We start from the raw sequence: 22,117 nt of genomic DNA on the forward strand, positions 1-22,117 counted from the left end.
AGCACTGAGTCACCCCACTCCGATTCTGACGTTGAAGCAACCCTTGATCAGGTCACCGCCGAGTTCCACAAAGCTCGCGGGTGCGAGCTCCGCGATCCGACCGCGGGGCGAGGTGCCACACTCCACGCATCGGTCACAGAAGCCACCCGAGACGCATCCACACGCCACTATCTGAACATCCTCGGAGCGTCCTGTGCAGACGTTGTGCACTACCAGCATTGACCCCAGTGCGAGATAAGGCAGGCCCACGCATGATTTGCCAGATTCGTCGCAGCCGACGTCTTCCTGCTCCACCATTGGGTAGGCGGCACCACGCTCATCGTCGTCGAAAGAGTCCGACCACGTTGCCGTGCCCGAGATGCGGGATTGCGTCCCGCCATAGGCGGGAGGAGGCGGAGGCGCGAGACCCGCCCGATAAGCGGGCTGGGAGGTCGCCGGGAGATAGGCATACGACACGCCCCCTTCCCGCACGCCGATCGCATCGAACAGATAGCCGGGATCAAACTGTGGATGCCGCACCCGCAGGCGCCCCGACGCGCGATACGGCACCACGACTGTGCGACGCCCACGATGCGGCCCGCAGTCCAACTCGACGATCTGGTCCTTCGGCTTGCCGCCAGGAGAGCCTTCCGCCGTGATTGAGAGGATTTTTCCGGTGATCCTTGTGACGTCCGCCCATATCCTCTCGGCGACCGTGCCCTCCCGCACCGCCCTGACGATCGCGCGTGCTCCCACCGGCAGATCCGCCGGCGCAAGCACACCGCCTCGCCATGCGGTCACCCACGGCGCCACGACCAGCCGTGCCTCGCCGCCATCCGCGGTCTCCAGCACGATCATGTGTGGACTGACGTCCACGATCGTGCCTGACACTGCGTGAAGCGCCTGTTCTCTGCCGACCGCCGGTGCCGGCGGATTGACCGTCCGTCCTAGCGCCGCTGCCGCCAGGACACGACGGCGGTCAATGCCGGGATACGGCATCGCCTCTCCTTAAACACGGTGGGTGGGGTGCTTAGCCTAGGGTCACACGGTTTCCCCCACTTGCAGCCTGCTTCGAGATAAAAACCCCCGCAGTCGCCACTGCGGGTAGCAAAATACCTATCCCTGGTAGAACGCGAGATATCCCAGTTCGGGATAAAGGCAAATTAGGCTCGCCAACCGGGCTCATGCCGTACCTGAGCCTTGATGGGGTGTGCCACTCTCCTCGGGGAAGCTTTGCTTTGGGCGGAGCGAAACCTGTATTTTCGCTCAGCCGAAATGCAGTCGCAGACTGCGATTCTGGCCACGAGATGCTCACGAACAACTCGTCGTTGAGTGGCGAGAGACATGAGGAGTTCCGCGAGTACGTCCTCACTCGCGGGCCCGCGCTGCTGCGTGTCGCGCACCAGCTCACCGGGCACCCCGCGGATGCGGAGGACCTACTCCAGACTGCTCTGGCCAGCACCTTCCACGCGTGGAACCGTATTCATGACCGGAGTGCGCTGGATGGATATGTCCGGCGCGCCATGGTCAACATCAACATATCGTGGTGGCGGCGGCGGAAAATCGATGAATACCCCGCCGAAGAGCTCCCCGACGTGCCCACCGACGATGCCGACCTCGCCTTGAGCGAGCAACTCGACCAAGCCCTCAACCGGCTGCCCACGCGCATGCGGGCGGCCATCGTCCTGCGTTACTACGAAGATCTCACCGAACAAGAGATCGCCAAACGGCTCGGCATCAGCGTCGGCACCGTGAAAAGCACCGTCTCTCGGGCCATGGCGAAACTGCGCGGTCACCTTGAGATCGGCAACCCGCCCCCCACTTAGACGTGCCGGCGCTCAAACTCATCCACGCCCGCCGTCGCACACGGTCTCACGACATCCCGGATAAGGCGCAACGTGGACAGGAACTCCCGAAGCTGAGGCTCGGGCAGCAACCCGGTGAACCATGTCTCGATATCAGCGAGATGCTGGGGAACAACCTCGCGCAACCGATCCGCCCCCGCCTCGGTGAGATGTGCGAACGACGCCCGCCGATCAGTACGGCATGCCCGCCGCTCGACCAGGCCCTCACGCTCAAGGCGATCAACCACCCGGGTTACCCCGCTTGTGGACAGGTTGGTCTGCGCGGCCAGGTCGCTCATCCGCAGGCTCTGCTGCGGCGAACGCGCCAAACGGATCAAAGTCTCGAAATCAATCTTGGACAGTCCGGCCCGCGCCAGAACTGGCGCGGTCTTGGAGATCAGCCCCTCCCAGACCTCCGCCAGGAGGCCGATCGCAGTGAGGCGGGGGTCTTCGAACTCAGTCACGCCCACAGTCTAGACCACACTACTTGACGCGAGGAATATCTCTCCGATAGATATCTGTTAGCACAAACGTCCGCACGACAAAGATCCCTGCGAGGAGCATTCCGATGAGCACCCGTCCCTGGGAAGGCCTCACCATCCCTGCCGCCGGCACCTTCGACCTCGACGTCGCGCACACGCGCATCGGCTTCATGGCGAAGCACATGATGGTCAGCAAGGTCCGCGGGAACTTCGGCAAGTTCGCCGGCAGCGTGACCATCGGCGAGAACCCTCTCGACTCCAGCGCCGAGGTCACCATCGAGACCGACAGCATCCACACCGGCGTGGCCGACCGCGACACCCACCTGCGCAGCGACGACTTCCTCTCTGTGGAGAAGTTCCCGAAGATCACCTTCCGCAGCACGCGCGTCACCGACCACTCCGGCGACGAGTTCACCGTCGTCGGCGACCTCACCGTCCGCGACGTCACCAAGGAAGTCGAGCTCAACGTCGAGTACGGCGGAGCCGGCACCAACCCGTGGGGCCAGGAGCTGTGGGGCTTCTCCATCACCACCGAGTTCGACCGCGAGGAGTTCGGCCTCACCTGGAACCAGGCCCTTGAGGCCGGCGGCTTCCTGGTCGGCAAGAAGATCAAGGTCGAGATCGAGGGCGAAGCCGTCCGTCGCACCGCCTGACCTTGCCGCGACGCCTGAACGGTCGGCTCCACCCTTGGAGTCGGCCTGATGGTGGCTCTGCCGTACACAGGGGCACCTGCACCTTTGCCCCTGTCCCTGCGGCTCACTTTGCGGGATCCCGCGTCCCACATGCCGGTAATCCACAAGTTGATCACCGCTCCCAACTGGGATCTCGCTACGCCATCCACAGCTGTGGACACCGTTTTCCACAGACTGTGGATAACGATGCGCCTAGGTGACCACAACACGGCAGCCGACAATCGCTTTGCCGCTTCGCCGCTTCGCCGGTACCCTGTCCTGAGCCGCACGGTAACTGGGAGGCTTCGCCTAGTCTGGTCTATGGCGCCGCACTGCTAATGCGGTTTGGGTCTCAAGCCCATCCGGGGTTCAAATCCCCGAGCCTCCGCACGTCAGGGGCCCTCACCCGAGATTCGGGCGAGGGCCTTTTTGATCTCTGAACCCTGTCAGGGTTGCAGTTGCCAGACCAATGCCAGACCATCCGGCAAACGCCAGACCATCCGGCAAACGATCACGCTTTTGCCGATGACCGTCGCCCCAGAGAGCGGCGCCCGTGCGTGTGCTCGCCTCCTGCATCAAGGACCTTGATCCTCCGTCCCTGAACTGTTGCCTTCTCCAGGGTGGACGAGGCAGACGGGAAGATCGGGCAGCATGGCGTTTACGAGTTGTGCCTTCGACGAAAGGACTGCCGTGGACGAAGCCCATCACGCCCTGCGTGGTCACCTGGAGGACTTCTTTCAGGGACACCTGGTCGATTGCCTGCCGGGAGTGCCTGGCCCCGTGGAGGAGCGTGTCCCCGGGTTTCGGGTCATCCGCATCGGGCCGGGGCCACGATTCCGCGGCTGGGTCTACGTGAGTTCAGGGTGCGCGAGCATTGTCGCAAGCCATGGCCATGGCGTGGAGTTCGTCCTCACTGCGCGGGCCGACGACTGGCAGCACCTTGAGTCGATGACCATGAACGCCTACTACCATGCCGGCCCGCCTCACCAGCGTCTTGATCACGGTCATGTCGTCCCGATCGGACGACCGTGGTTCGCCGACTCGGCATGTGACCGGTATCTGATCAGTTTGCCCTACCCTTTCGGGCCTGAGTTCGAGGTCTGCACGTGGGACAGCGGCCATGCTCGTATCCTCTGGCTCCTGCCGATCACCCTGGCAGAACGAGATCTTCTCGTGAATGCCGGCTTGGAAACCCTCGAATCGCTCTTCGACGAGAAGGAGATCGACTTCACCGACCCTTACCGGCCGTCAGTCGTCTGAATGTGCCCTCATGCATAGGGGCAGCGGTCGGGAGCACTCGCGTTCACACAGGTGGTGAGCCAGTTCGGGTTGCAGTTCACCGCCGCACCATCCCGTTCCCGGCGGACCGGCCGAGTGTATTGGTCCAGGTGGAACCGATCGGGACGGCCGAGAGCCGAGCTGCTAATGCGGTTTGCGGGGCGATCGCCAGTCCAGGACTTCGTTCCTCACCCCCGGCCTACCGAACATCCCGGGAGAGGCGTTCCCGGCGATTGACGGCTCTGTCAGCGGCTATGCCAACCTCTACGCCATGCACATCAGATCCGGTACAAAAGACGACGCCGAGCACATCGCGGAGCTCCACACTCGTAGCTGGCTGACTGCTTATGCCGGGATCATGCCCGCCACATACCTGGATGGGCCCCTGCTTGACGAGCGCAAGGCGATGTGGAGCACCCGGCTCGCCACTGTCACCGCGGAACAGGATGACGCGCGCTGCCTGCTTGTAGCCGTCGATGGCAGCGCTCTCCTGGGGTTTGCCTATCTCACCGTAGGAACCGATGGGCGCATCTTGCTCGACAACCTGCACGTCCAGCCGGAGCGCAAGCAGTCCGGCATCGGCCGTCAGCTCGTCTACCACGCTTTTGGCTGGGCCTCCGAGCAACACCCTGACAAGGCGGTCTATCTGGAGGTGTTGCGCGACAACGTCGCCGCGATCACCTTCTACCGGCGCCTCGGCGGCCATCCCACCAAAGAGTTCGTGGAACGCTTCCCCGCAGGATTCGAACTACCCGTCGTCGAGTACATATGGGGTCCTGACAGCGTCCGATCCTTTGCCGACAAGCGTTCCACCACGGACCGGCTTGCCTTCTAGAAGCCTCCGGCGGGGGCGCTCCGGCTCCAGGATGATCACTATGCGCGCGATGCGACCGCCCGCTGGAACGGTATAGATCATCGAGGTCACCCCACCTCGCCGGATCGCACGGATTATGGGCTTGGGGGGCAGTTCAACGTGCTCGATGGGGTTTGCCGGACGTCGACAGGTGGCGGTCGAGACGCGAGAGGCTGAAGCCGTGCCTGCGCCGGCTCCTCGCCCCTGAGAGACGCGTCCACACGCAGGGGTGAGGTGGTGTGAAGGTTAGGGCCTTGGGGCCTGGTAGCCCGGGATTGAGGGCCAGCGGACGGTGAGGACGGTGGATTCCTCCTCGGCGTGCCAGGAGTGGTCGACGCCTGGCCCCCAGACGATGTAGTCGCCGGGGTCGGACAGCACCACGTTGCGGCCCGGGAGTTCCATGCGGAAGCGGCCCCTGATCAACACCAGGAGGGCGGTGCGGGTTTCGCCGGTGACCCACTTGGCGCGTTCGTCGCCGCGGGGGTGGACTCCCCACTTGATCTCGACGTCTTGGCTGTGGCGGATGTCGCCGAAGGGTTTGAAGTGCCCGAGTAGCCAGCCGTGGTCGGCGGCGGCGTCGGGGGCCGCCTTGCCGACGTATACGTTATCCATCACGAGGCGTGACGTTAACACGGTCTCATCACGGCGGATTCCACGTGGCCGGGCAATCGAGCGTAATGCTGGATTCTCACACCTGGCGTTCGGGTCAGCCCTCCGTCACATCCGGACACAGCAGGAATGCTTCACGGGGTCGGCGTCTCGGTGCACGCTGCTCGCGTGAGTCTGGCGCTGATGCTTCAAGTAGTCATCTGGTTGATCATTCTGGGGCTGGTGGTGTGTTTCGCCTTGGCTGTGCGGGACTCCTTCAAGTCTCTTAACGGCGGGACAAACCGTGGGTCCAGGCGCATGCCCATCGCGGTATTCTTTTGATTGATGGTGCTTCTAGTATTGGTCACCACCGCATATCGGGAGGCGGCGCTCGGCGGATGACGCGGGTGTCGGCCTTCGCGGCGCGGGAAGAGTTTGTGATCGATGTTGGGAAGGGTCCCATGCCGTCTGCGGCGGATAATTCATCTCCGGACCGCCTGGCGGAGGCGCCTGAGGCGCTGTTCGTTTACGGGAGTCTGCTGTTTCCCGAGGTGCTGCTCGCCCTGCTGGACCGGGTGCCTGTGGGTGTGCCGACGGTTGTCGACGGGTGGCGGGTGGCGGAGCTGGCCGGTCACAGCTATCCGGTGCTGGTGCCTGCGTCCTCTTCCGCACGCGGCAGGATCATCACGGGATTAGGCATGGACGAGTGGCGGGTTATCGATGCGTTTGAGGATGAGTTTTATGAGCTTCACCGGCTGACCACCACCGACGGCCGGGTCTGCTGGGCCTATGCCGCGACCGTGCCACCTGAAAACGTCACCGCCGGCGACTGGGATATGGAATACTTTTCCGACCACTATTTGGCGGACTTTGTCGCGGGTTCCAGGGCCTAGCGGACGGGATATGTTCAGTGACGACCATGGAAGAGCATGACATCACGCAGATCGTTGAGGATGCGCGGCTCGCTTATCGTCAGGCTCACACGGTTTTCACCGCCGTTTTGGCGGTCGATGTCCGGGGAAAGGCTTACACCGCTTGGGATGTGTCCAGGTTGATTGAGGGTGTTGAGCGTGAGGGGTGGCTGCTGAGCCACACTTCCTCTACGGTCGCCACCACGCACCTGTGGACGACATGTGTTTTCCGGCGGCGTTAGCTCCGCTTCTTTTGCGGATCCACAGCAGCGCGAGGCCGGCGAGCAGGGTGAGGGCGCCCGAAAGGAGGGCGAAACTCGTCATGGCAAGTTCACCGTCGGGGTCCCCCACACCCCTGGGAGGGCCTTCTTCGAGCCATCCGAGTACGGCTGCCGCCTGGGAGACGACCAGAGCGCCGAACAGCATGGTGATCGTGCCCAGTGTGTAGCCGGGCACCGGTGGGGCGGGGCGTTTGCTCCACCGGCTGACCCGCCACGCACCGAAGGCGAGAACGAAGGGGAAGACGAGAAACTGCACGGCCACGAGGACTGTCAGGCCGGCGAGGCGGAGATGGTCGATGCCGGGGCCTCGTATCATCCCCGGGACGAGGACGACACCTATCGCGCCGATGAGAAGAGCCGTCGTGCAATATCTGAGCCACTGGTGTGTCTTCATCCTCGCCTCCGTTGCGCAAGCCGACGCGAACGGGCAGGGACCGGCGAACGGTAGAGGACCGGCGAACGGGCAGGGACCGGCGAACGGTAGAGGACCGGCGAACGGGCAGGGGCGGCCTGATAGGCAGCATGCCTGAAGCTCCGAGACGACCTCATGAAGCCCCGAAATGACCTCATGCCCTCCTCCACCACATAAGCCGACGTGAACGGGCGGGAGCGGGCGCGGGAACCGGCAGGAGGGCGAGGGCTGCCGTGAGAGTGGCCTCGTAATCGGTCCTGTCGAAGACGAACGGGCCGAGGCCCGAGTAGTTGTCGTGGTCCACGGTGTCGTCGTAGTCGGTCTGCCAGCCGAAGTCCCGCCAGATCATCTGGTCGACGGTGGAGGCGAGGGTGATGGTGGTGGCGCCGCAGCCGAGGTCGCCGCACTCGGGGCAGGTGTAAAGCGGGATCCGGCCGTCTTCCAGTGGGGATTCGTGCTGCCGGAGCAGGCGCAGGATCTCTCTGTGGTTGTCTCCCAGCGGCGGCTTCAGCCAAAGCACCGAGACGGTGTCGGGCTCACGCCCCGCCTGTGCCGCCATCCGGTCCAAGAGGGATCGGCCGTCGATCGCGAAGTCCAGGAAATGCACCTCGGAACGGCGAGAATCTCTGCCTAACCTTTCGGCGGGCCGCACCCGTGGCACAAGATCCAGCGAGCTTCGCATGGAAGCCAGTCTTTCATTCCTGGGTTCCCCCTTCCGTGGATTCGGTGTAGGCGGAGGCGCCGAGGTTGTACAGGTCGGCGTAGAGGCCGCCTGCGGCCATGAGGCCGGGGTGGGTGCCCTGTTCGACAACGCGGCCCCGGTCGAGGACGTAAATGCGGTCGGCCATGCGCACGCTGGCCATGCGGTGGGTAATGAAGATCACGGTGCGGCCTTGGGCCAGGAGTTTGATGTGTTCGAAGAGGGCGTGTTCGGCGCGGGCGTCGAGCGCGGCGGTGGGCTCGTCGCAGATGAGGAGCGGGGTGTCGCGGAAGAAGCCGCGGGCCAGGGCGAGGCGTTGCCATTGGCCGCCGGAGAGTTCGCGGCCGTCGCGGAAGCTGCGGTCGAGGTGGGTGTCGTAGCCGCCCGGCAGGCCGGCGATGAGTGTGTCGGCACCGGCGGATTTGGCCGCGGTGCCGAGCGTGGCGGGGGTGTGGGGAGCGCCGGCGTGAATGTTGTCGGCGACGGTGAGGGGCCAGCGCATGAACATCTGGGAGACGACGGTGACGTGGGAACGGAGTTGGGTGAGGTCGGCTTCCGCCGTACCGACTCCGTCGTAGGCGACGGTGCCGCTGTCTGGAAGATAGAGGCCGGCGATGAGTTTGGCGAGGGTGGTCTTGCCGGAGCCGTTTTCGCCGACTAGGGCGATGACCTCACCCTTGTTGATTTCGAGGGTGACGTCTTTGAGGGCGGGGGTGCCGGCTTCCGGATAGGTGAAGGTGACGTCGTCGACGGTGATGCGGGTGCAGGTGGGGACGGGAGTAGTGCCGGTGGAGGTGAATTGCGGGGCCATGTGGTCGCGGACGGCGAGGTAGTCGGCGAAGTAGAGGCCTTCCTCGTAGCCTTCGTTGGCGGCCTCGAAAAGGCCGCCGATGGATTCGCCGGCGATGCGGACCGCGACAAGCGCGGTGCCTGCGACGGCCAAGGGCATGGTGCCGTTGGCCAGGAGAAGGCCGAGGGTCAGATAGACGAGGCCGGTGGCGGCGCCGGCGAGGGTTTGGCCGGACAGGGTGACGAGGGTGGTGCGGTTGGCGAGCTTTGTCTGCGCCTCGACGAGGGTGCGGCCGACGGTCTGGAAGTGACCGAGCAGGAAGTCACGCATGTCGTATGAGCGCACTTCGGCGGCGGCGTCGCGTGAGGTCAGCAGTTCGCTGACGACGTCCTTGCGGCGCCAGATGCCCGCCATGTCGATGTAGACGTCGTATTCCTGGCGGGCGGCCCGCACAGCGGCCCAAGCCCTGGGAACCGCGGCGAGCAGAATAAGCGGCACCAAAACCGGGTGAAGGACGGCGAGTGTGCCGACGACCGCCACCAAACCAACCAGCGAACCCACCACTTTGATGGCGACTTCCACAATTTGGCTCGCCGCTCTGGCTCCCCGTTGCTGGGCGCGTTCTAGAGCATCGAAAAAGTCGGGGTTGTCAAAGGCGCTGAGTTCGACCCGGCCCGCGACCTCAAGGAGGCGGGACTCGGCAAGGAGGTCGACCGCGGGGGCGAGGCGGGCGCGTAGCCAGTCCCCGGCCTGCCGCAGGGCGCCGGCGGCGGCCAGGGCCGCCACGACGAGCACGAGGGACGGCAGGGCCTGCTGGAGGCGCTCGGCGGTCGGCCCCCCGGTGAGCAGGGAGTCCAGGGCGTCGTTGGTGGCCACGAGGCCGAAGGCGGTGATCGCGCCCGTGGCGAGCTTGAACGCGATCTCCAGCGCCGTGTGGCCCCGACCGGCCTCCCACGACATCCTGAGGCCGTGGCCGATGAGCCACGGCAGGCGCCGCGCCATGGCCGGGAATCCGGTGGTGCGCACTCGCTCGTCGTGGGCTTCATAAGCGTCCCCGACATATTCGCGATCGGTTGTCTCGTTGTTCATCGCGCCTTACAACGCGCGATGCGCGAAAATGGTTCACCGATTTCTCGTACGGCATAAGCGAAAAAATGAGTTGAGAAATAGCGCGGCATTCCGCTACGGCGGCGCCGCCGCCGCGGGTGCGCGGCGGCATTGGCCCTCGCCGCCCGTCGGCGTGCAAGATGAAGGCATGGCGGAGAGAGACGGCGACGGATGGGCGCTCTGCGCCCAAGGCCACCAACACTGGGGTGTGTACGGCGCATCCGGGCTGCTTGCCGTCCATCACGACATAGAGGGCGTGCCCCATGTCCTTATGCAGGAGCGTTCACTCACCAGCCACTACGGCGGCACCTGGGGCCTGCCCGGCGGTGCCCGCGACAGCCATGAGGATGCCGTGGCCTCGGCGCTCAGGGAGGCATATGAGGAGGCGGCGCTGGGCCCGGAAGGACTGCGGGTCCAGGGGGTCTATCTGGACGATCACGGCGGCTGGACCTTCGAGACCGTGATCGCCGAGGCGGCGACTCTACTGGCCGCCTCTCCGGCAAATGCGGAAAGCACGGACATGCGGTGGATGCCAGTGGCGGAGGTGGAGGCCAGGCGGTTGCATCCGGGGTTCGCGGCGACCTGGCCGCAGGTCCGGCTGGCGCTCAGCCCGCTGGTGATCGTGCTCGACATGGCCAACATCGTGGGCGCTCGGGCCGAGCACGGCTGGTGGCGGGACCGGGCGGGAGCCACGGCGAGGTTGCTGGCCGAGGTCGACACACTGATGGGGCAGGGTTTTCAGGGGGTTCCGCTGGAAACGCCACCGCTCGCCACGTGGTTCCCGCGAGTGAAGGCGGTGGTTGAGGGTGCCGCCCGGCGTGTGCTCCCGGTGGGGCCGGACACGGTTCTTGAGGAAGCGGGCGGAAGCGCGCTGTATCAGGCGGGGATGGAGGTCGTGGCCGCCCCGAACAGCGGGGACGACATGATCGTGGAGCTGGTCGCCCAAGTGCCGCCGTGGGAGCGTTCACTCGTCGTCACCGCGGATCGCGGACTACGCGAAAGGGTGAAGGCGCTCGGAGCCGAGGTAGTTGGGCCTAAGTGGCTGATCGCTCAAATCCGTGACCTCGGTGAACGAGGAACTATCTGACAGCGCGCCGGTCAGCATCCCAGGCGCAAGCCGTACACGTACGACTTGTCCGAGCTGGCCAGCATCCCAGGCGCAAGCCGTACACGTACGACTTGTCCGAGCTGGCCAGCATCCCAGGCGCATGCCGTACCCCCCATCCGGGCCGGCATCCCAGGCGCAAGCCGTACACCTCAAAGGTGGGCTTGCCGACCATAGGAACCATAGGACCGGAAGGCCCGCGGGTTCCCCGGAGTCCCTCGTTGAACGCCCCACCTCACCGTCGGCGCACTGGATGTGACGCCTGTCGCATATGAGGTGTGGTGCTCGGTTGCACACCCTTCTCCGGGGAACCCTGCTCTAGTGGTGACCTGCGGTTACTTGACCGGAGTCACCTTGATCGGGGGAATCTCCTTGAGGCAGGAGGTGTCGCCCACCTTCCCGTGCCTGATGAAGTCCGATGAGATCCCCGTAACACACCCACTCGGGTCGTATTCCGCAACATGCCCCATGTTGGGCACCCTGAGGAACGTCGAGCGCTTGTACTGCTCCGCCACTTCCCGCGTGGCGGCGACGCTGGTCGTGGCGTCGAGGTCGGCGGCGATCGCCAGCACCGGCACGTCGGGAAAGTGCCCGGTGGAGATGTACGGCCGAGCCGTCCCCTTAGCGGGCCACTTCCCGCACATGGCCTCGATGGTCGCGTAAGCATGCCCCTTCGCGCTGAACGCCCCGAACTGCCCACGCGCCGCGTCGATCGCCTGGTGATACTGCCGCACGCGCTGCCCGGCGGTAGCCTCCGCGGACCACGGCTTGAGGTAGTCGTTGCAGCTCACGGCGATGAACAACGCACTGGAGTCCTCCTCCACCGCTCCTCCTCCGCCGTAGATGCCGGTGATGAGCTGCTTGAGCTTCCCGTCGTCGCCCTTGGCCGAGGCGGCCAGCGCGGCGGGCACGTAGCCGAGGGTCGGCACGGCCGTGGGGTCGGCCCCCGTCATGCGACTGGCGTCGTTGACGACCAGGATCGACAGCCGGGACTCCCCGAAGTTCAGGATCTGCTGCTTTCCGCCCGCCGTGATCGGCACCCGCAGCGGTTTGGCCCGCATCCGCGCCGCGACCTTCTTCAGGTCTTGTACGGCTTGCGCCCCGTCACACGCCCGGCTGCGCTGACAGGCCAGGCGCAGGCTGTCCGACGCGGCTTGGGCGCTGGCCCGCCAGAACGGGTCGCTCTTGAGCGGAATGCCACCGGACAACACGATCGAGCGAACGGTCTCCGGATGACGCTGGGCATAGATGGACATGAGGTAGGTGCCATAGGACTTCCTGTAGAGCACCACCTTGTCCACTCCGGCCTTGGCGCGGACGGCGTTGAAGTCGCCGGCGATGTTGGCCGAGGTATATCCGGCGGCCTTGGCACCGAGCTCTTCGGCGCACTTCGCCACGGCGTCCACCGATTCGAAGCCGACGGGGTCGCTCGCGCCGCACTTCAGGGGTCCTGACTCCGCGGTGCCCCGCGGTGAGATGAGCAGGAGGTCGTGGTCCGTCAGCGCCGGGGCGAGCAGCGCCGTGTATTGCGCGGCCATCTCGAGCGTGCTCGACCCGGGACCGCCGGGGTTCACCATGACGGTGCCGGCGGCGGGTTTGCCGAGCTGAGTGCGGCGCACCATGGCGTACCCCACCGGAGTGGTGCCTAGCTCCGGCTTGCCCTCGACCAGCGGCCGATCAAGGGTGTCGCACTCGACCTTGTGTCCGGGAATCTCCGGGCACCAGGCCGGGGCCGACTCGGCGGCGGCGGATGGCGCGAGCGCCGTGAACGTCGTGAGCCCGATGGCCGAGGCGGCGAGGATCCCAGTGAGAGTCTTTGCCATGGCGGCAACAGTGCCGGTCGGCCGTCGGACGACACATCCGTCGATCGGGCCGGGCTGGAGGCACGATAGTACCGGGTCAACCGGCAAACATAACGTGCTCAACCCTCGGTTGATGTTTCACGTGAAACACCTATCGAGGACGAGGCTCCACCAAAATTCTGCAACGATAACCATATGCACGATCGCGGGATCGACACCGGACCAAGGCCCGCCACGACATCTCCCACTCAAGCCCCGCCGACCTCCCACTCCGGCATGCACTCCGCGTGGGCCGACGACAGCGACATCCCCCCGGACACCTGGGGACGCCGCCCACGAACCAGGCGTTTCTCTCTGCCCTGGGCGTTTCTCGTCGTCATCGCGCTCCTGGTGGTGGGACGGTTCGTCCTGTCCCCCCACCTCACCGCCCCCGCTTTGCAGACCTGGGCCACGATCTTCGTGGCGATCTGTGTGCAGGCTTTGCCGTTCCTCGTGTTTGGTGTGACGTTGTCCGCGGCCATCGCGGCCTTTGTCCCTCCCTCGTTCTGGACCCGTGCCCTGCCGAAGCGCCCGATGGCCGCCGTGCCGGTGGCCGGCATGGCGGGAGCCGTACTCCCCGGTTGTGAGTGCGCATCGGTTCCGGTCGCGTCGGGGCTGATGGCGCGGGGGGTGACGCCGTCGGCGGCGCTGGCGTTCCTGCTGGCGGCCCCGGCGATCAACCCGGTGGTGATGGTGGCGACGGTGGTGGCGTTCCCCAATGAGCCGATGATGGCGGTCGCCCGGTTTGGGGCCTCCTTGGTGGTGGCGGTGCTCGCCGGGTGGATCTGGCTGCGGTTTGGGCGTACGTCGTGGATCCGGGTGCCTGAGCACCGGCACGAAGGGTCCAAGGTCACCGCCTTCCTGTCGGCGATGCGGCACGACCTGCTGCACGCGGGCGGGTTCCTGGTGGTGGGCGGCATGGCGGCGGCGACATTGAACGTGGTGGTGCCGCGAGAGTGGTTGGACTCGGTGGCGGGTGTGCCCTGGCTCGCGGTGCTGACGCTGGCGCTGCTCGCCGTACTTCTGTCGATCTGCTCGGAGGCCGACGCCTTCGTGGCCGCCTCCATGGGAGGCTTCTCCCCCACCGCGAAGCTCGCGTTCCTCGTAGTGGGTCCCATGGTGGACCTCAAGCTCATCGCCCTGCAGATCGGGACGTTCGGTAAGGCGTTCGCGCTGCGTTTCGTGCCGCTGACCTTCACACTGGCCGTGCTTGTGAGCGCGCTGATGGGATGGATGCTGTTGTGAGCCGCTGGTCGCAGAACCTCACCTTGATCCTGCTCGGTGGAGCCGTGGTGTGGATCTCCGCCTTCACCACGTCCTACCTGAACTACGTGAAGGCCGGATTCCAGCCCTTCCTGATCGCGGCGGGGGTGATCGTCGCGGCGCTGGGGGTCTTGGGGCTGGTACGGCGGCCCGCCGCGCATGAGCACGCCCCGCGTGTGGCCTGGCTGATGACGCTGCCGGTCTTCGCGATCGTGTTGATCGCCCCGCCGGCGCTCGGCTCCTTCGCGGCGTCCCGCTCGCAGCGTCCGCCCGAGCCGCCGGCCAACGCCGAGTATGACCCGATCTCGGCCGCGGGCGGCCCGGCGGACATGAAGATCGCGGAGTTCCTCGCACGGGCCTTCGGCGACAAGAAGAAGTCCCTCACCGGCAAATCCGTGCGGCTCACCGGTTTCGTGACCCCCTCCAAGAAGAAGGGCCAGTGGTACGTCACGCGCATGTCGATCGCCTGCTGCGCGGCGGACGGCTACGCGCTCCAGGTCGCGGTGCTGGGGGCGCCGGCCCCTAAGGCGGACTCCTGGGTCGAGGTCACCGGCACGTGGGTTCCGCCCAAGTGGAAGAAGCTGCCCTCGGGGATGGTGTTCGCCGAGATCGCCGCCGCCCACGTGCAGCCGATCAAACCCCCGAGCGAGCCCTACGAGTGACCCGGGAAATCGCCAAACTCGCTGGCGCGACCATGGTGGAGTCCCGCTAGGGTGGTGTCCGCATGGAGGGTTCGCATAGTGGACTAGTGCAGCCGCCTTGAAAGCGGCCAGGTCGGCGACGGCCTCGTGGGTTCGAATCCCACACCCTCCGCTCAGCACAAGCCGTTGATCTGTGTGCACAGGTCGGCGGCTTTTCAGTTTGGCGGCTGACCTGGCTTCTCCGCCGCCCGCGGCGACTTCGGCGTGCGTACGGTGAACGCCCGGTGACCCACCTCCGGCGCAGCCGGCACGACGAGCTCCGTCCCCGGGCCTCGATCACGGGGGCTTGCCGGCGTGCGCCAGGGTTGGCGTCGAAGCAGGTCTTCACCGGCCAAGGCACCCTGTCGAAGCATGCCCTCGCCCCCGTAATCCGCCACCTCACGCTCAAGCGGTCAAATCCGGGCGCGGGCCGCCCGCCTTCGTCGGTAGCCTTAAGCACGTGATTGACCTGCGTACCCTTCGTGAGCACCCCGACCGCCTGCGCGTCTCGCAGCGTGCCCGGGGAGAGGACGACTCGATCGTCGACACGCTGCTCGACCTCGACGAGCGCCGCCGCAGTGCGCTCACCTCCTTTGAGAGGCTGCGCGCCGAGCAGAAGGTCGTCGGCAAGTCCGTCTCCCGCGCTTCAGGGGACGAGCGGGTTTCCCTGCTTGAGCAGGCCAAGGATCTCGCGGCCCGGGTCAAGAGCGCCGAGGGCGAGGCCGAGACGCTCGGCCGGCGGCTCGACGAGCTGCTCATGGGCGTGCCCAACCTGGTCGAGGAGGGCGCGCCCCACGGCGGCGAGGACGACTTCGTGGTGCTGGAGGAGGTCGGCGAGAAGCCGATCTTCGACTTCGAGCCCAAGGACCACCTGGCGCTGGGCGAGTCCCTCGGCGCGATCGACACCGAGCGCGGCGCGAAGGTCTCGGGGGCCAGGTTCTTCTACCTGACGGGTGCGGGCGCGAGGCTCCAGCTCGGCCTGCTCAACCTGGCCATGAACACCGCGATCGACGCGGGCTTCACGCCGATGATCACTCCGGTGCTGGTCAAGCCTGAGGCGATGGCGGGCACCGGCTTCCTCGGCGCGCACGCGAGCGAGGTCTACCGGCTGGAGGCCGACGACCTTTACCTCGTGGGCACGTCCGAGGTGCCTCTCGCGGCTTACCACTCCGACGAGATCCTCGACGGCGAGGGCCTGCCGTACCGCTATGCCGGGTGGTCGTCGTGTTTCCGCCGCGAGGCCGGCTCCTATGGGAAGGACACGCGGGGCATCATCCGCGTGCACCAGTTCGACAAGGTGGAGATGTTCTCCTACTGCCGTCCGGAGGACGCGCATGAGGAGCACCTGCGGCTGCTCGCCTGGGAGAAGGAGATGCTCGCGAAGGTCGAGCTGCCCTTCCGCGTCATCGACATCGCGGGCGGCGACCTCGGCTCTTCGGCGGCGCGCAAGTACGACTGCGAGGCGTGGATCCCCACCCAGCAGCGCTACCGCGAGGTGACCTCCACGTCCAACTGCACCGACTTCCAGGCGCGCCGCCTCAAGGTGCGTTACCGCGACCGGGACGGCAGGCCGCAGTTCACGGCGACGCTCAACGGCACGCTGGCCACCACACGGTGGATCGTCGCCATCCTGGAGAACCACCAGCAGGCCGACGGCTCGGTGATCGTGCCGAAGGCACTACGGCCCTATGTGGGCCTCGACGTCCTCGAGCCGGTCAAGAAGTAGCCCCAGCCGCTCCCGGCCCGCCAGAAGGCCCCTCACGGCCGGGGAGCGCCACCGGAACGCCGCCCCCCGGCCCGCAGATTGGGGCGTGTGCCCTGACGCCTCTCCCACGCTGTCCGTTCTACGGCACTTGGGTGGGATGTGCGCTTGGGCGTGGATCCGCGTCCGGCGGCGGCGGCTCTGCCGTACTTCATCGGCGTGCCGGCCGGCGGTCGGCACGCGGCCGGGGCCGAAGGCCGCGCCTACCGGCCGCCGGCCGGGCGGGTGGAGAAGACCTTGCCGGCCACCGGCCAAGGCCGTTGACCGCGCCGGCCGGGCGGAAGGCCACGCCTGCCGACGCCGACCGGGCGGGCGACCCTACGTGGGCCTCGACCTGCTCGCGCCGGGCGAGAAGCAGGCCCGGCCGCTCCCGGCCCGCCAGGAAGCCCCTCACGGCCGGGCGCGCCGCCCCTTCGGGAGATGCCGACCCCTGATCGGCACCGGCCGGGGCCGAAGGCCGTGCCGGTCGGCCGCCGGCCGGGCGGGTGGTGAAGACCTTGCCGGCCACCGGCCAAGGCCGTTGACCGCGCCGGCCATGCGGAAGGCCACGCCTGCCGACGCCGACCCGGCGGGCGACCCTGAGTGGGCCTCGACCTGCTCGCGCCGGGCGAGAAGCAGGCCCGGCCGCTCCCGGTCCGCCAGAAAGCCCCTCACGGCCGCGAGCGCCACCGGGACGCCGCCCCCCGCCCGCCGAGGCGGGCGCGAGCGGCCATGCCGACCGGCGGCCGGCCACTTGCTGGCCCAGTGGCCGAGGCCGAGACCGCGCCGGCCGACGCCGATCGGCCGGGTGGTGAAGACCCTGCCAGCCACCGGCCGAGGGACGAAGGCCACGCCGCGCGGGCGAGCGACCTTATGTGGGCCTCGACGTGCTCGCGCCGGGCGAGAAGCAGGCCCGGCCGCTCCCGGCCCGCCAGGAAGTCCTCACGGCCGGGAGCGCCACCGGAGCGCCGCCCCCCGCCCGCCGAGGCTGGCCCGAGCGACCATGCCGGCCACCGGTCGAGGCCGAAGGCCGCGCCAGCCGGGCGCAAGGCCACATCTGCCGACGCCTGCCGGCAAGTGGTGAAGAGCTTGCCTGCCACTGGCTGGCCCAGTGGCCGAGGCCGAAGACCGTGCCTGCCGACGCCGACAGGCGGAAGGCCACCGCTGCAGGCCACCGGCCGAGGGCCGACGGCCCTGCAGGCCACCGGCCGGGCGGGCGACCGACCCTATGTAGGCCTCGACCTGCTCGCGCCGGGCGAGAAGCAGGCCCGGCCGCTCCCGGCCCGCCAGGAAGCCCCTCACGGGCGGGCGCGCGCCACCGGAGCGCCGTGCCCCGCCCGCACAGGCGGACGCGAGCGGCCATGCCGACCGGCGGCCGGCCACTGGCTGGCCCGGTGGCCGAGGCCGAAAGCCACTCCTGCCGACGCCGACAGGCGGAAGGCCACCGAACGGACGGATGGAAGGCCACGTCTGCCGATGCTGACCCGGGTGGGCGTGAAGACCTTGCCGGCCACAGGTCGAGCCCGGAGGCCGCGCCAGCCGGGCGGGCGACCCTAGGCCTGCCGCTGGCCCGGCCCGGTGGCCGAGGCCGAAGGCCGCGCCTGCCGACGCCGATCAGGTGGAAGGCCACTCCTGCCGGCCACAGGCCGGGCGGGTGGTGGAGTCCTTGGAAGGCCACCGGTCAAGGCCGGTGACTGCGCCGGCCGGGCGGGTGGTGGCCCCCGGTGAAGGCTGTGCCGGGGGTGGCGACAGGCGGGCCCCACAACGGCAAACGGGGCCCGTGCCGTATGGCACAAGCCCCGCGGTGTGGCCATATGACCGTGGCCGTAAGACCATGGCCATATGCCTCAAGTGTGGTCGAAACCACATAGACCTCATGTGGCCGCGTGATCGTGATCACACGACCCACATGTCGCCCTATGAATGCCCGGTATCCACATGCACTTCGGCACGGGGGCACACGAGCAGATTCAAGGCGACGGGGCCCGCAGGATGCGAGCCCCGCCCTAGTGCAACGTCAGAAGGCGTCGGCCTCAGATGGCGCGGACCTGAGAGGCCTGCGGCCCCTTCTGGCCCTGCGTAATCTCGAACTCCACGCGCTGACCGTCCTCGAGACTCCGGTAGCCAGAGCCCTGAATCTCGGAGAAGTGCACGAACACGTCTGGTGCACCACCGTCCGGGGCGATGAAGCCGAAGCCCTTTTCAGAGTTGAACCACTTGACGGTTCCCTGAGCCATTCAAGCTCTCCCTCAGGATAAATCCATGGGACCCACACCTTGTGAATCCCGGTGTGTCGTACAGCGGGCCCCCGGTGGCTCAGACAGTCAAGCTGGTTTTCACTACGGGATCAGCTAATACAACGCCATCACATCTAACACCATCGGGCGCGCGGGTGTTCCCCTGACGAGGAAGATTTCTTGAGACGGCTCCCACAGTGCAGACTAGAACGTGTTATGTCCCAGCCCCGCCTTGTCGCCACCGACCTCGATGGCACCGCCCTCCGCTCCGACGGCACGGTCTCCTCGCGTACAGCGTCCGCATTTGCCCTGGTAGAGGCAGCCGGAGCCATGCTCGTGTTCGTCACCGGGAGACCCCCGCGATGGATGCACGAGGTGGCCCGCACCGTGGATCACCACGGCCTAGCGATCTGTGCAAACGGCGCTCTCGTCTATGACCTGCATACCGAACAGATCGTCGAATCACACCTCATCGAGACGTTGATACTTGAAGAAGTTGTCGAGCGTCTGAAAAGGAGCGTTCCAGATCTCGCGTTCTCCGTTGAGTACGAAGGCGGTTTCGCCCATGAGTCAAGCTTCAGACTCGGCGGCTGGGACGCCGCGGGAGTGACCGGGCTACTCGTCGGGCGGCCTTCGCTGACTTCGCAGCCCTGCGCCAAATTGCTCGCTCTTCACCCCCACATGGACCCGGATCTACTCCATAGTACGGTCTGTGAGCTGGTGGGAGATCTTGTTACCCCTACCCACTCGAGCGGGCGGGCGTTGATCGAGATGAGCGCGCACGGGGTGACGAAGGCGTCGGCCCTGGCCGCGCTGGCGAGCCGCCACGAAATCACGTCACGCCACGTCGTGGCCTTCGGCGATATGCCAAACGACCTGCCGATGCTGGCCTGGGCGGGCACGTCCTACGCCGTGGCGAACGCACACCCCGACGTGCTGGCCGCCGTCCACCATGTGACGGCGACCAACAACGACGACGGAGTGGCACAAGTGCTGGAGAAGCTTTACGGCGGTGGCCCTTGACCCTTCAGGGCGCCACGGGCGCTTAAAGGTAGGGGCCGGAGCTGCGGGGCTGGTCGTCGGACGGCGACATGCCTCCAGGGAGGGCCCGGCGCATCTGCTCAAGCTGGGCACGCGCCGCCATCTGCTGAGCGAACAGGGTGGTCTGGATGCCGTGGAACAGACCCTCAAGCCAGCCAACGAGCTGAGCGTGGGCGACACGCAGCTCCGCCTCGCTCGGCGGGCTGTCGTCCCCGTTGGTGAACGGCAGGGAAAGCCGCTCCAGCTCGTCGACAAGCTCAGGGGCGAGCCCGTCCTCCAGCTCCTTGATCGAGCTCTCGTGGATCTCCTTGAGCCGCTTGCGGCTCGCCTCGTCGAGGGGGGCGGCGCGGACCTCCTCGAGCAACTGGCGGATCATGCTGCCGATGCGCATCACCTTCGCCGGCTGCTCCACCAGGTCGGTGATCGCACGCTGGTCCTCGCGATTGCCGTCACCCTCGCCGGTGAGGCCCTCGGGGCCCACAACCACGATCTGCGGGGTGCTCTCGTTAGGGTTCATTCGTCGTCACCGCTTCGTATCCTCGGGCATTCACTTCAACCTAGCTCACCGAACCAAGAGAATTTTGCCGATGTGCCGGCCGTCTTCGAGCAGCCTGTGCGCCTCTGCGGCCTCGGCCATCGGCACCCGCGCCTGCACGACGGGACGCACCGCACCGGCCTCGATGAGCGGCCAAACATTGTCCTTGACCCCCCGCACGATCACGCCCTTCTCGTCCACGGGCCGGGCGCGCAGCGTCGTGCCGTGGACGGAGGCGCGCTTGGCGAGCAGTTGCCCGAGGTCGAGCCGCCCCTGTGTGCCGCCCTGCAGGCCGATCACCACCAGGCGCCCCCCCGGGTTGAGTGCTGTGAGGTTCCGCTCCAGGTAGGGGCCGCCGATTATGTCGAGAATCACATCGGCCCTGGCGGTCTCGGCGAAGTCCTCGGTGCGATAGTTCACCACTTCGTCGGCGCCCAGTTCCATGCATCCGGCGACCTTCTCCGGCGAACCCACGGTCGCGATGACGCGCGAGCCGAACGCCTTGGCGAGCTGGATCGCCATCGTCCCGATGCCACTTGCCCCACCGTGCACGAGGAGGGTCTCGCCTTTGCGCAATCTCGCCGTCATGAAGACGTTGGACCATACGGTGCACGCCACTTCGGGCAATGCACCGGATTCGACGTCGGACAGACCTTTTGGCACCGGAAGCACCTGCTGCCACGGCACCGCGACGCGTTCGGCATATCCACCGCCGGCGAGCAATGCGCAAACATGATCACCGGGCTCGAAACCGAGAACGTCGGGCCCGGCCTCGACGACCACCCCCGAGCACTCCAGGCCCGGGTACGGCGAAGCACCGGGAGGCGGATCGTAAAATCCTTTACGCTGGAGCAGGTCGGCCCGGTTGACTGCGGAGGCAGACACCTCAATGAGGACTTCTCCCCGCATAGGCCGGGGTTCCTGCACTTCTTGCCACGACAACACCTCAGGTCCGCCGTGCTCAGTGATGACGATCGCACGCATGTGATCCAACGTAGTCGTAGGGCCAACTTGCCAGTTGACTGCATTGGCCGGAACATAGGGCGTTAATCTTCAATGTGTTTGCTACCCCTTTATGTCCACCCCGAGGGGGAACACCGGTGCCCAGGCACGATCGCGAGGATCCTCATTCCCTTGAAGAACAACTTGCCTGGCTCGACGCCATCAAGGAGAACGAGGAGACCCCAACCCCGGTGACGGTCTCCGCGGTGGAGGAGCCCTCGGGCTCCCCCTACCCGAAGGACCCCTGGCTCTCCGTCCCGTCGGGCCCCGAGCCGACGCCTCCCTTCTTCCGCACCGCCGTCGACACGGTCGTCGGGCCGGCCGCCGCCCCAACCGCCGCGGCCTCACCTGCGCCGACCTCATCCGCGCCGACCTCATCCGCGCCGGCCTCGCCCGCGCCCGCTCCAGCGGCCGCGAGCGCGGCCCCCGGTGCGACGGCTACTCCCGCCACGGCTGCCCCCGAGCCCGCCGTCGTCGACGACCAGCAGGCGGACACCGCCACCTGGCGCATGACCCCGGCGGCCGACCCGAGGACCGCCGACCGGCCCTCCCCGTTCGCCGTGCCGTCCCCCGGCGCCGGGCAGGACAACGACGCCTTCCTCGCCCCGCTCAAGCCGCTGCCCAGGCCGGACGACACCGACGCCTTCCGCCTCGGCGAGTTGCAGGGCAAGGGCCCCGCGCCGGCCACCCCGGACGTCTCGCCCGAGGTGCCCAAGACGCGTGAGAAGCCCGGGGCGCCCGAGCGGGAGGAGCGCCCGTTCTCGGCGTTCGACGCC

The 22,117-nt window shown here is 67.0% G+C and carries 22 protein-coding genes and 2 tRNA genes; 13 read left to right on the forward strand and 11 right to left on the reverse strand.

Annotated features, from left to right (window positions below; all coding sequences use genetic code 11):
* Positions 1 to 9 precede the first annotated feature (9 nt).
* On the reverse strand, positions 10 to 978 hold the full coding sequence (locus Ssi02_RS29285; protein WP_204030825.1) for a hypothetical protein: 969 nt from the start codon (positions 976 to 978) through the stop codon (positions 10 to 12).
* Between the two features lie 329 nt (positions 979 to 1,307).
* Here Ssi02_RS29285 and Ssi02_RS29290 point away from each other — a divergent pair, with 329 nt between their 5' ends.
* Entirely contained in the window at positions 1,308 to 1,805 is a 498-nt protein-coding gene (locus Ssi02_RS29290; RefSeq protein ID WP_239129977.1) for a SigE family RNA polymerase sigma factor, read from the forward strand.
* Here Ssi02_RS29290 and Ssi02_RS29295 read toward each other — a convergent pair.
* Positions 1,802 to 2,287, reverse strand: a complete 486-nt coding sequence (locus Ssi02_RS29295) for a MarR family winged helix-turn-helix transcriptional regulator (protein WP_239129980.1) — start codon at positions 2,285 to 2,287, stop codon at positions 1,802 to 1,804. The genes Ssi02_RS29290 and Ssi02_RS29295 overlap by 4 nt on opposite strands.
* 104 nt (positions 2,288 to 2,391) lie before the next feature.
* Here Ssi02_RS29295 and Ssi02_RS29300 point away from each other — a divergent pair, with 104 nt between their 5' ends.
* The 4 genes from Ssi02_RS29300 to Ssi02_RS29315 all read left to right on the forward strand — a co-directional run bounded on the left by Ssi02_RS29300 (position 2,392) and on the right by Ssi02_RS29315 (position 5,089).
* Positions 2,392 to 2,958, forward strand: coding sequence for a YceI family protein (locus Ssi02_RS29300; RefSeq protein WP_204030828.1), 567 nt, complete (start codon positions 2,392 to 2,394; stop codon positions 2,956 to 2,958).
* Positions 2,959 to 3,274: 316 nt separating this feature from the next.
* Positions 3,275 to 3,364: transfer RNA gene (locus tag Ssi02_RS29305), tRNA-Ser, on the forward strand.
* Positions 3,365 to 3,666: 302 nt separating this feature from the next.
* Complete coding sequence (locus Ssi02_RS29310) at positions 3,667 to 4,236, forward strand: suppressor of fused domain protein (protein WP_204030829.1); 570 nt, start codon at positions 3,667 to 3,669, stop codon at positions 4,234 to 4,236.
* Between the two features lie 172 nt (positions 4,237 to 4,408).
* A complete protein-coding gene (locus Ssi02_RS29315) occupies positions 4,409 to 5,089 on the forward strand; it encodes a GNAT family N-acetyltransferase (protein WP_204030830.1) in 681 nt (226 codons plus the stop codon).
* A gap of 264 nt (positions 5,090 to 5,353) precedes the next feature.
* Here Ssi02_RS29315 and Ssi02_RS29320 read toward each other — a convergent pair whose 3' ends face one another.
* Positions 5,354 to 5,719: a cupin domain-containing protein gene (locus Ssi02_RS29320; RefSeq protein WP_204030908.1), complete on the reverse strand. Its 366-nt coding sequence runs from the start codon at positions 5,717 to 5,719 to the stop codon at positions 5,354 to 5,356.
* 383 nt (positions 5,720 to 6,102) lie between these two features.
* On the opposite strand from Ssi02_RS29320, the gene Ssi02_RS29325 reads away from it, so the two are divergent.
* Positions 6,103 to 6,588: a gamma-glutamylcyclotransferase family protein gene (locus tag Ssi02_RS29325; protein WP_204030831.1), complete on the forward strand. Its 486-nt coding sequence runs from the start codon at positions 6,103 to 6,105 to the stop codon at positions 6,586 to 6,588.
* Positions 6,589 to 6,602: 14 nt separating this feature from the next.
* Here the strand turns inward: Ssi02_RS29325 and Ssi02_RS29330 are convergent, their stop codons facing one another.
* From Ssi02_RS29330 to Ssi02_RS29345, 4 genes are all read right to left on the reverse strand, one after another.
* Entirely contained in the window at positions 6,603 to 6,788 is a 186-nt protein-coding gene (locus tag Ssi02_RS29330) for a hypothetical protein (protein WP_204030832.1), read from the reverse strand.
* Between the two features lie 7 nt (positions 6,789 to 6,795).
* Positions 6,796 to 7,281, reverse strand: a complete 486-nt coding sequence (locus Ssi02_RS29335; RefSeq protein WP_204030833.1) for a hypothetical protein — start codon at positions 7,279 to 7,281, stop codon at positions 6,796 to 6,798.
* Between the two features lie 172 nt (positions 7,282 to 7,453).
* Complete coding sequence (locus tag Ssi02_RS29340) at positions 7,454 to 7,906, reverse strand: hypothetical protein (protein WP_204030834.1); 453 nt, start codon at positions 7,904 to 7,906, stop codon at positions 7,454 to 7,456.
* Between the two features lie 88 nt (positions 7,907 to 7,994).
* Positions 7,995 to 9,878 carry an ABC transporter ATP-binding protein gene (locus Ssi02_RS29345; protein ID WP_204030835.1) on the reverse strand — a complete coding sequence of 628 codons (1,884 nt, stop codon included), beginning with the start codon at positions 9,876 to 9,878 and terminating at the stop codon, positions 7,995 to 7,997.
* 166 nt (positions 9,879 to 10,044) lie between these two features.
* Here Ssi02_RS29345 and Ssi02_RS29350 point away from each other — a divergent pair, with 166 nt between their 5' ends.
* Positions 10,045 to 10,983 carry an NUDIX hydrolase gene (locus tag Ssi02_RS29350; RefSeq protein ID WP_204030836.1) on the forward strand — a complete coding sequence of 313 codons (939 nt, stop codon included), beginning with the start codon at positions 10,045 to 10,047 and terminating at the stop codon, positions 10,981 to 10,983.
* A 353-nt stretch (positions 10,984 to 11,336) separates the two neighbouring features.
* Here Ssi02_RS29350 and Ssi02_RS29355 read toward each other — a convergent pair whose 3' ends face one another.
* On the reverse strand, positions 11,337 to 12,824 hold the full coding sequence (locus Ssi02_RS29355; protein ID WP_204030837.1) for an alpha/beta fold hydrolase: 1,488 nt from the start codon (positions 12,822 to 12,824) through the stop codon (positions 11,337 to 11,339).
* A 174-nt stretch (positions 12,825 to 12,998) separates the two neighbouring features.
* Between Ssi02_RS29355 and Ssi02_RS29360 the strand changes: the two genes are divergently transcribed.
* The 5 genes from Ssi02_RS29360 to Ssi02_RS29380 all read left to right on the forward strand — a co-directional run bounded on the left by Ssi02_RS29360 (position 12,999) and on the right by Ssi02_RS29380 (position 16,811).
* Complete coding sequence (locus tag Ssi02_RS29360; RefSeq protein WP_373870217.1) at positions 12,999 to 14,087, forward strand: permease; 1,089 nt, start codon at positions 12,999 to 13,001, stop codon at positions 14,085 to 14,087.
* Positions 14,084 to 14,767 (forward strand): TIGR03943 family putative permease subunit, encoded by a 684-nt coding sequence (locus Ssi02_RS29365; RefSeq protein WP_204030838.1) that lies wholly within the window; start codon positions 14,084 to 14,086, stop codon positions 14,765 to 14,767. Before Ssi02_RS29360 ends, Ssi02_RS29365 begins: the two co-directional genes overlap by 4 nt.
* Before the next feature lie 64 nt (positions 14,768 to 14,831).
* Positions 14,832 to 14,918, forward strand: a tRNA-Ser gene (locus Ssi02_RS29370).
* A 327-nt stretch (positions 14,919 to 15,245) separates the two neighbouring features.
* Positions 15,246 to 16,511 (forward strand): serine--tRNA ligase, encoded by a 1,266-nt coding sequence (serS, locus tag Ssi02_RS29375; RefSeq protein WP_204030839.1) that lies wholly within the window; start codon positions 15,246 to 15,248, stop codon positions 16,509 to 16,511.
* A 144-nt stretch (positions 16,512 to 16,655) separates the two neighbouring features.
* The gene (locus Ssi02_RS29380; RefSeq protein ID WP_204030840.1) at positions 16,656 to 16,811 is read left to right on the forward strand and encodes a hypothetical protein; all 156 of its coding nucleotides are present in this window, start codon (positions 16,656 to 16,658) and stop codon (positions 16,809 to 16,811) included.
* Positions 16,812 to 18,559: 1,748 nt separating this feature from the next.
* On the opposite strand, the gene Ssi02_RS29385 is transcribed toward Ssi02_RS29380, so the two are convergent.
* Positions 18,560 to 18,763, reverse strand: coding sequence for a cold-shock protein (locus Ssi02_RS29385; protein ID WP_204030841.1), 204 nt, complete (start codon positions 18,761 to 18,763; stop codon positions 18,560 to 18,562).
* Positions 18,764 to 18,979: 216 nt separating this feature from the next.
* Here Ssi02_RS29385 and Ssi02_RS29390 point away from each other — a divergent pair, with 216 nt between their 5' ends.
* On the forward strand, positions 18,980 to 19,786 hold the full coding sequence (locus Ssi02_RS29390) for an HAD family hydrolase (RefSeq protein WP_204030842.1): 807 nt from the start codon (positions 18,980 to 18,982) through the stop codon (positions 19,784 to 19,786).
* A 22-nt stretch (positions 19,787 to 19,808) separates the two neighbouring features.
* On the opposite strand, the gene Ssi02_RS29395 is transcribed toward Ssi02_RS29390, so the two are convergent.
* On the reverse strand, positions 19,809 to 20,321 hold the full coding sequence (locus Ssi02_RS29395; protein WP_204030843.1) for a bacterial proteasome activator family protein: 513 nt from the start codon (positions 20,319 to 20,321) through the stop codon (positions 19,809 to 19,811).
* A gap of 45 nt (positions 20,322 to 20,366) precedes the next feature.
* Entirely contained in the window at positions 20,367 to 21,323 is a 957-nt protein-coding gene (locus tag Ssi02_RS29400) for an NAD(P)H-quinone oxidoreductase (protein WP_204030844.1), read from the reverse strand.
* Between the last annotated feature and the right edge of the window lie 794 nt (positions 21,324 to 22,117).

It is taken from the genome of Sinosporangium siamense (genome assembly GCF_016863435.1).
Classification (GTDB): domain Bacteria; phylum Actinomycetota; class Actinomycetes; order Streptosporangiales; family Streptosporangiaceae; genus Sinosporangium; species Sinosporangium siamense.

Excerpts from the sequence above, each read along its gene's own strand:
- Ssi02_RS29345 (WP_204030835.1), bottom strand. The coding sequence starts at position 9,878 with ATGAACAACGAGACAACCGATCGCGAATATGTCGGGGACGCTTATGAA.
- Ssi02_RS29335 (WP_204030833.1), bottom strand. The coding sequence starts at position 7,281 with ATGAAGACACACCAGTGGCTCAGATATTGCACGACGGCTCTTCTCATC.
- Ssi02_RS29395 (WP_204030843.1), bottom strand. The coding sequence starts at position 20,321 with ATGAACCCTAACGAGAGCACCCCGCAGATCGTGGTTGTGGGCCCCGAG.
- Ssi02_RS29390 (WP_204030842.1), top strand. The coding sequence starts at position 18,980 with ATGTCCCAGCCCCGCCTTGTCGCCACCGACCTCGATGGCACCGCCCTC.
- Ssi02_RS29285 (WP_204030825.1), bottom strand. The coding sequence starts at position 978 with ATGCCGTATCCCGGCATTGACCGCCGTCGTGTCCTGGCGGCAGCGGCG.
- Ssi02_RS29350 (WP_204030836.1), top strand. The coding sequence starts at position 10,045 with ATGGCGGAGAGAGACGGCGACGGATGGGCGCTCTGCGCCCAAGGCCAC.
- Ssi02_RS29385 (WP_204030841.1), bottom strand. The coding sequence starts at position 18,763 with ATGGCTCAGGGAACCGTCAAGTGGTTCAACTCTGAAAAGGGCTTCGGC.
- Ssi02_RS29360 (WP_373870217.1), top strand. The coding sequence starts at position 12,999 with ATGCACGATCGCGGGATCGACACCGGACCAAGGCCCGCCACGACATCT.
- Ssi02_RS29320 (WP_204030908.1), bottom strand. The coding sequence starts at position 5,719 with ATGGATAACGTATACGTCGGCAAGGCGGCCCCCGACGCCGCCGCCGAC.
- Ssi02_RS29400 (WP_204030844.1), bottom strand. The coding sequence starts at position 21,323 with ATGCGTGCGATCGTCATCACTGAGCACGGCGGACCTGAGGTGTTGTCG.
- Ssi02_RS29355 (WP_204030837.1), bottom strand. The coding sequence starts at position 12,824 with ATGGCAAAGACTCTCACTGGGATCCTCGCCGCCTCGGCCATCGGGCTC.
- Ssi02_RS29300 (WP_204030828.1), top strand. The coding sequence starts at position 2,392 with ATGAGCACCCGTCCCTGGGAAGGCCTCACCATCCCTGCCGCCGGCACC.